The organism is Aeromonas sp. BIGb0445 (genome assembly GCF_024809075.1).
Classification (GTDB): Bacteria; Pseudomonadota; Gammaproteobacteria; order Enterobacterales; family Aeromonadaceae; genus Aeromonas; species Aeromonas rivuli.
Genome location: NZ_JANUES010000018.1, coordinates 46231 through 52992 on the forward strand (window position 1 = coordinate 46231; position 6762 = coordinate 52992).

Sequence of the window (6762 nt, forward strand, 5' to 3'; positions counted from 1 at the left end):
TCCCGGGCCCGGCGCCGCCAGATGGGTGGTGAGGGAAGGCCAAACCGCCGCCATGGAGGGCGCCGGGAGTACAGCAGCTAAAAAAGCGGTCACCCCAGGGTGACCGCTTTTTTAGCTGTGACAGCGCAGGCGGGCGATGAGATGCGGGATGGAGCCCCAGGGCTCAGGTATCGCTCAGGCCGTAACTGCGACCGAACTCCTGAGGGGGCAGGGGGCGGCTGAACAGGTAGCCCTGCAGCCTGTCACAGCCCGCCTCGGTCAACCAGCGGCGCTGCTCCTGGGTCTCGACCCCTTCGGCGGTGATCTGGATACCGAGTTCATGGCCCAGGCCGATGACGGAACGCACTATGGCCGTGGTGGCGGCATTGCTCACCAGATCCCGGGTGAAGCTGCGATCCAGCTTGAGGGTGGCGACTTCGAGGCGCGGCAGATAGGCGAGGGAGCAGTAGCCGGTGCCAAAGTCATCGATGGCAAGCTGGAAGCCAGCCTGGATCAGGCTGGAGAGGTTCTGCTCTATCTCGTCGGCATTCTCCATCAATACCCCTTCGGTAATTTCCAGCTCCAGGGTCGCGGGGGCTATGCCATGGCGCAGGGCGCAGGCCTGGATGCGCTGGCCCAGCTCGGGGTCGCGGAACTGCAGTGGCGAGAGGTTGACCGACAGCATGAGAGCTGGCCACACCTGTTGCCAGCGCGCGAGCTGGGCACAGCCTTGCTCGAGCATCAGTTCGCCGAGTCGCCCGATGAGCCCCAGCTCTTCGGCCAGGGGGATAAACTCGTCCGGCGCCACCATGCCAAGGGTTGGGTGGGGCCATCGGCAGAGCAGTTCGGCGCCATGCAGCTTGTCTTGCCTGGCGCAGATGATGGGCTGGTAGACGGCGGTGAGCTCGGCCGAGCGGATCGCCTGGGGCAAGTCGGCGCTGAGCTGCTTGCGGCGTTGCAACTGCTGGTAGAGCTCGGGATCGAACAGGGTGCAGTGCTGCTGCAGGCGCTTGCCTTCGGCCAGGGCGGCCTCGGCATGGCCCAGCAGGCGCTCGGCGTCATTGGCTCGTCCCTGGGCGATGCCAAGGAAGCAGGTGATCTGGATGCGATGCTCTTCGACCTGATAGGGTGCCATCAGCTCCCCTTGCAGGCGCTGGCTCCATTCGGCCAGGGGTTTGTCCAGCTCGGGCAGTAACAGGGCGAAGTCATCGGCGGCGACCCGGCACAGCAAGGCATTGGCCGGAGTCAGGCGTTGCAGGCGCTGAGCGACCTGGTTGAGCAGGCGATCGGCGATGCGGATGCCGAACCTGTCGTTGATCTCGCGAAAATGTTGCAGATCGATGAGCAGCAGACTGGCTGGGCGCCCGCCGAGATGGCGGCTGGTCTGCAAGAAATGGGAGAGTTTGAGCAAGCCGGTGAGGCTGTCGTAATGCTGCTCCTGCTGCAACTGGGCCTGGGTGGTACGCAGCCCGGTGATGTCGCGACTCAGCGTGAGTATCCCGAGGGAGAGGCCGTTGTCGTCTGGCACCTCAACTCTGATGATCTCCAGATGGCGACCCTGCCCCTTGGCATCGAGCAGGCAATATTCACCACGGCCCATGGGCATCTGGGGGGGCAGGTGCTGACGGACGTTCTGGCCCAGCACCTCGCTGGCCTGCAACCCCATGAAATCGAGGAAAGCCTGGTTGCAGTCGAGCACCCGGCCGTCGTGATCCTCGAACCGGATAGGATCCGGTATGGCGTCGAGCAAGCGGCGCTGCAACAGCTGCTGCTGCTTGAAGGTCTGCTCCAGCTCCTTGTGTTGCCCTATCTCGCTCACGACGCCAAACAGCGCGAGGGGGGCTCCCTCCTCGTCGTAGATAGGAACCTTGTGGGTCTCTATCCAGAACTCGTTATCGTCACGCAGGCAGAGCTGTTGCTGGTGCAGCAAGGGCTCACCCCGTGCCAGGATCTGGCTGTCCTCCTCGTGAAATACGTCTCCCCAGGGGAGCTGCGCATCCCTCTTGCCAATGAGCTCGCCCGGATGTGTGGCGCCAGCATGCAGGGCAAAATGGCGATTGACCAGCAGGTAGCGGCCATCTGCACCCCGGCAGAAAATGCTGATGGGGAGTTGATCTATGATGGCTTGCAACTGATCTGGGGTGAACAAGGTGTGAAGGTGGGCTCAAAGGGCAAGTTTCGAGCAAATCTATGATAGGACACTCTTTTTGTAAAGCCCGCTCGGGCCTCGATCATTTCTTTATTGTCCTGCTGACAGCCGTTGACGCTGGCGCCATAATAGCCGCCGGTTGGCCTATGGCCTCATGATGAGACGAGAAGAGACAGATGAAAAAGATAATGGGGAGCGCCCTAGCGCTGCTGCTGGCAGGCTGTGCAGCGGACAACAATGGTGGTGAGCAGTACCGTTATAACCCGCCGATCGCCAAGGCGACCAATAACACCCAGGAGATGCAGATCCCGGTCGATCTGGTCTGGGCTCGCGCCGAGATGTGGTTTGCCGACCACGGCCTCAAGATCGAGACCAGCCAGCGTGCCACCGGTCTGATGACGGCCAATGTCGAGAATGCGGCCGATGGTCTGGAGTGGCTCGATTGCGGCACCATGGGATCCAAAGTCGCACTGGGTAACCCCAACTTGCAGATCAACCTGATCGTCACCCAGAGCGGTACCAACAGCGTGGCTACCGTCAACGTCAAGGGCAATACCGAACTGTTCTTCGTCGAAGGTTCTGGTGAGCGGGTTGCCGCGCCTTCCATTACACCCGTTTGCGTCTCGCGCGGTACCCTGGAGCAGGGACTGTTCGCCACCCTGGGTAATTAAGAGGGGGTCTGAACGACCCGGCCCTTGCGTGGCTGCCTGGCCGAGTCATCAAACAGGCAGGCATGAAAAACGCAGCAATAAAAAACCGGGCCAAGGCCCGGTTTTTTATTGTCGCCACGCTCACTCTTCGTCGCGGAAAATGGTGATGGCGGAGAAACCCAGCTCCTTGAAGTGGTTCTCCTGATAATCCTTCACGCTCTTCTTGTCACGGCGGCACACCTGAGCCAACTGGGCCTCCATGGCGTGGAATGCCTTGAGGTCGAGCCCCTCGGCGGCCGCGATGGCATCATAGATGCTGCGGAATTTGTCGTTGGAATAGCCGATTTCCTTGGCCTGACTCTTGTATGTGTAGGTAATTTTAAACGCCATGGGGGCCTTCCTTCTTTTTGGACTGCTTGCGCTGGACGTACAGATAGAGGCTCTCGACCTTCTCCCGGGCCCAGGGGGTCTTGCGCAAAAACTTCAGGCTGGATTTGATGCTGGGATCGTCGGTAAAGCAGCGGATATTGATCTGCTGTCCGAGGGCCTCCCAGCCGTAGTGCGCCACCAGGTCGGTCAGGATCGCCTCCAGGGTCAAGCCATGGAGTGGATTCCTGGGCTGGGCCTTGTCGGCCGCAACCTGGTCGGACTGGGGGTTATCGGTCGGTTCGCTCATGCATCGCTCGCCAGGGTGGCAAAGGGCTGACCCATGCGGGTAGTGACGCCGGGCGCCAGCGGCGCATCGAAGCTGGCCAGCATACCCGGGCCAAACAGACAGACTACTGTGCTGCCGAGTTTGAACAACCCCATTTCCGCCCCTTTTTGCAGGGTGATGGCCTCATCGCCGTTGTAGTCCCAACGCACCACTTCTTTCTGTTTGGTCGGTCCTTTCTGCTTAGCTGGCGCAATGTTGCCAGCCCAGATGGTCTCGATGCTGGCGACGATAGTGGCGCCGACCAGCACCAGGGCCATGGGGCCATGAGCGGTGCGGAAGGTGGCGACCACCCGCTCATTGCGGGCAAACAGATTCGGCACGTTTTCGGCGGTCAGCGGGTTGACCGAGAAGAGGTCGCCGGGCACGAACACCATGCTCTCCAGCACGCCATCCAGGGGCATATGGATGCGGTGATAGTCCTTGGGGGCCAGATAGATGGTGGCAAAGTCACCATCCTTGAAGGGGGCAACCAGATCCTCATCACCACCCAGCAGCTCGCGGGCACTGTAGTCGTGGCCCTTGGCCTGGATGATACGGCCTTGGTTAATGGGGCCGAGCTGGCTGACGGTACCATCTACCGGCAGGGCCAGGGTCATGGGATCGTCAACCAGGGGACGGATCCCCGGCTTGAGCTCGCGGGTAAAGAAGTGGTTGAAGCTCTTGTAGAACGCGGGGTCTTCATGGAGCGCTTCGCTCATGTCGACCTGGTACTGCTTGATAAAGGCCTCGATCACCTTGGTGGTGAGGTTGCCCGCCTCGGCGGCAGCCAGCTTGCCGAGCAAGCGAGAGAGGGCATGCTTGGGCAGACAGTATTGACCGGCAATCTTCAGGTTGTCAGTAATGCTCATGATGTTCATCTGCTCTTTTAATAGAAAGAGGGGTTTAGTGGGTCACAGCCGGGCTTGTTGCCGGCCATGGCGGGCTTCCTGCATGGTTTCCAGGATGCGGTGATAGTTGTAGAAGCGATCCGCGCTGATGTCGCCCCGCTCGACCGCGGTGCGCAGGGCGCAACCGGGATCCTCCTTGTGGGTGCAGTCGCGAAACTTGCAGCCCCCCAGGTAGTCGCGGAACTCGACGAAGCACCAGGTGATGCGATCGGCTTCCAGGTGCCAGAGGGCGAACTCACGGATCCCCGGGGAGTCGATGAGATCGCCGCCACTCGGGAAGTGATAGAGTCGCGCCGTGGTGGTGGTGTGCTGGCCGAGCCCCGAGTTTTCGGAGATCTCGCCGGTCAAGACACCCAGGCCGGGCATCAGGGCATTGGCCAGGGAGGATTTACCCACCCCGGACTGGCCGACGAAGATGCTGATCTTGCCGTTGAACTGGGCCTTGAGCTCCTCGAGCCCCTCACCGCTCTCGCAACTGACCAGGATCACCTGATAGCCGAGTTTGCGGTAGGCGCTCAGTTGGCCATCGATGCGCACGCGGGCGGCGTCATCGAGCATGTCGACCTTGTTCAGCACGATGAGCGGCTGGATCTCGACATCTTCGGCGGCTACCAGATAACGGTCGACGATGTTGGTCGAGAACTCGGGCATCACCGCCGAGACGATGATGATCTGGTCTATGTTGGCGGCGATGGGTTTGACGCCGTCATAGAAATCGGGGCGGGTCAGCACCGAGTGGCGGGGGTGTACCGCCTCTATCACGCCCGGAGTCGCCTCGTTGAGGCCCGGACGCCATACCACACGATCGCCGCATACCAGGCTGGTGATGCTGCTGCGGCGCAGGTTGCTGCGGTGGATGCTGCCATCACTCGCTTCCACGTCCGCATGCTGGCCGAAACGGCTGATCACCATGCCTTCGATAGCCGGGCCGAACAGGGTGTCATCGACCTGGTTGTTGTGCTCTTTTTGCAGCCGCTTGTCGCGGTTGACCTGGACGCGCCTTTGTTGACCCAGATTGAGTTTTGCTTTCTTTGCCACTCGATTCGCCAGTTTATGAACAGATCCAAAGCCAGTATGATACATGCAAATTGGCAAAGTTCCGCCATTCCTCCCAATAGAGAGAGAACAAGCATGAGTGTCAGCGCGCAGAACCTGGTATGGATCGACATGGAGATGACGGGGCTGGACCCGGAACTGAATGTGGTTATCGAGATAGCCACCATCATCACCGACAAGGATCTGAATGTGCTGGCCGAGGGCCCGGTGCTCGCCATTCATCAGAGCGAGGCGGAGTTGGCCAAGATGGATGAGTGGAACGTGCGCACACATACCGGCTCCGGCCTGGTGGCTCGGGTACAGGCGAGCGAGTATGACGAAGCCCGCGCCGTGAAGGAGACCCTCGACTTCATCCGGCAGTGGGTGCCGGAGCGCACCAGCCCGCTGTGCGGCAACAGCATCGGTCAGGATCGCCGCTTCATGGTCAAACACATGGGCGAGCTGGAGGCCTTCTTCCACTATCGCAACATCGATGTCAGCACCATCAAGGAGCTGGTACGCCGCTGGCAGCCCGAGTTGCTGGATCAGTTCACCAAGAGCGGTTCTCACCAGGCGCTGGACGACATTCGCGAGTCCATTGCCGAGCTGCAGTTCTACCGCGGCCACGTCTTCAAGATTTAAGGGGCCGCTATCTGCACCAAGCGGCCAGCATGGCCGAAGGGTAGTGACAAGGGCGCAGCCCTTGTCAGCGTCAGCGGCGGTTACTCCTCTGCGTGGGGCCGTTTCGATGGCAAGGCAGAGGGGGAGTGGCATCATTGGTTGGGAAAATCGACAGTTCGACCAGCTTTTGAGCGAACGGACTCTGCCCGACAAAAAAGCCCTTGCAATTGATCACTCTGCTCTTATAATTCGGCTCCCGTGTAGTAGCGCAAGCAACCAAATGCTGCACGATTTTTTTATTGATGATTGTGCGGGAATAGCTCAGTTGGTAGAGCACGACCTTGCCAAGGTCGGGGTCGCGAGTTCGAGTCTCGTTTCCCGCTCCAACATCGATTCAAAAAGCAATTGATATGCAGCTGCATCGGTTTCACACCGAGATGATGCGGGAATAGCTCAGTTGGTAGAGCACGACCTTGCCAAGGTCGGGGTCGCGAGTTCGAGTCTCGTTTCCCGCTCCAAGCAGTTGCAGATCGCCAGCAGTACCCGGTGCGGGAATAGCTCAGTTGGTAGAGCACGACCTTGCCAAGGTCGGGGTCGCGAGTTCGAGTCTCGTTTCCCGCTCCAATCGAAGAAGCCGTGTTTGCAGATGCATCGACGCCAGTCGAATCGATGCGGGAATAGCTCAGTTGGTAGAGCACGACCTTGCCAAGGTCGGGGTCGCGAGTT

The 6762-nt window shown here is 60.3% G+C and carries 7 protein-coding genes and 3 tRNA genes; 5 read left to right on the top strand and 5 right to left on the bottom strand.

Features of this window, described 5'->3' with window-relative positions:
- Positions 1-163 precede the first annotated feature (163 nt).
- Complete coding sequence (locus tag M2367_RS19820) at positions 164-2128, bottom strand: bifunctional diguanylate cyclase/phosphodiesterase (RefSeq protein ID WP_259238106.1); 1965 nt, start codon at positions 2126-2128, stop codon at positions 164-166.
- Positions 2129-2304: 176 nt separating this feature from the next.
- Between M2367_RS19820 and M2367_RS19825 the strand changes: the two genes are divergently transcribed.
- Complete coding sequence (locus M2367_RS19825) at positions 2305-2799, top strand: hypothetical protein (protein WP_259238107.1); 495 nt, start codon at positions 2305-2307, stop codon at positions 2797-2799.
- A 120-nt stretch (positions 2800-2919) separates the two neighbouring features.
- Here the strand turns inward: M2367_RS19825 and M2367_RS19830 are convergent, their stop codons facing one another.
- Genes M2367_RS19830 through rsgA form a run of 4 tightly spaced genes read right to left on the bottom strand, consistent with a single transcriptional unit; the run spans position 2920 to position 5418 of the window.
- On the bottom strand, positions 2920-3168 hold the full coding sequence (locus M2367_RS19830; protein WP_042040972.1) for a DUF2960 domain-containing protein: 249 nt from the start codon (positions 3166-3168) through the stop codon (positions 2920-2922).
- Entirely contained in the window at positions 3158-3454 is a 297-nt protein-coding gene (locus M2367_RS19835) for a VF530 family protein (RefSeq protein WP_259238110.1), read from the bottom strand. Before M2367_RS19835 ends, M2367_RS19830 begins: the two co-directional genes overlap by 11 nt.
- On the bottom strand, positions 3451-4341 hold the full coding sequence (gene asd, locus M2367_RS19840) for an archaetidylserine decarboxylase (RefSeq protein WP_404972889.1): 891 nt from the start codon (positions 4339-4341) through the stop codon (positions 3451-3453). The genes M2367_RS19835 and asd overlap by 4 nt, the downstream gene beginning before the upstream one ends.
- A gap of 42 nt (positions 4342-4383) precedes the next feature.
- Positions 4384-5418, bottom strand: coding sequence for a small ribosomal subunit biogenesis GTPase RsgA (gene rsgA, locus M2367_RS19845; RefSeq protein WP_042040970.1), 1035 nt, complete (start codon positions 5416-5418; stop codon positions 4384-4386).
- 93 nt (positions 5419-5511) lie between these two features.
- On the opposite strand from rsgA, the gene orn reads away from it, so the two are divergent.
- The 4 genes from orn to M2367_RS19865 all read left to right on the top strand — a co-directional run bounded on the left by orn (position 5512) and on the right by M2367_RS19865 (position 6660).
- Entirely contained in the window at positions 5512-6057 is a 546-nt protein-coding gene (orn, locus tag M2367_RS19850; protein ID WP_042040969.1) for an oligoribonuclease, read from the top strand.
- Between the two features lie 289 nt (positions 6058-6346).
- A tRNA-Gly gene (locus tag M2367_RS19855) sits at positions 6347-6422 on the top strand.
- Between the two features lie 56 nt (positions 6423-6478).
- Positions 6479-6554: transfer RNA gene (locus tag M2367_RS19860), tRNA-Gly, on the top strand.
- Between the two features lie 30 nt (positions 6555-6584).
- Positions 6585-6660: transfer RNA gene (locus tag M2367_RS19865), tRNA-Gly, on the top strand.
- Positions 6661-6762: the final 102 nt, after the last annotated feature.

Excerpts from the sequence above, each read along its gene's own strand:
- M2367_RS19825 (WP_259238107.1), top strand. The coding sequence starts at position 2,305 with ATGAAAAAGATAATGGGGAGCGCCCTAGCGCTGCTGCTGGCAGGCTGT.
- M2367_RS19830 (WP_042040972.1), bottom strand. The coding sequence starts at position 3,168 with ATGGCGTTTAAAATTACCTACACATACAAGAGTCAGGCCAAGGAAATC.
- M2367_RS19835 (WP_259238110.1), bottom strand. The coding sequence starts at position 3,454 with ATGAGCGAACCGACCGATAACCCCCAGTCCGACCAGGTTGCGGCCGAC.
- asd (WP_404972889.1), bottom strand. The coding sequence starts at position 4,341 with ATGAGCATTACTGACAACCTGAAGATTGCCGGTCAATACTGTCTGCCC.
- orn (WP_042040969.1), top strand. The coding sequence starts at position 5,512 with ATGAGTGTCAGCGCGCAGAACCTGGTATGGATCGACATGGAGATGACG.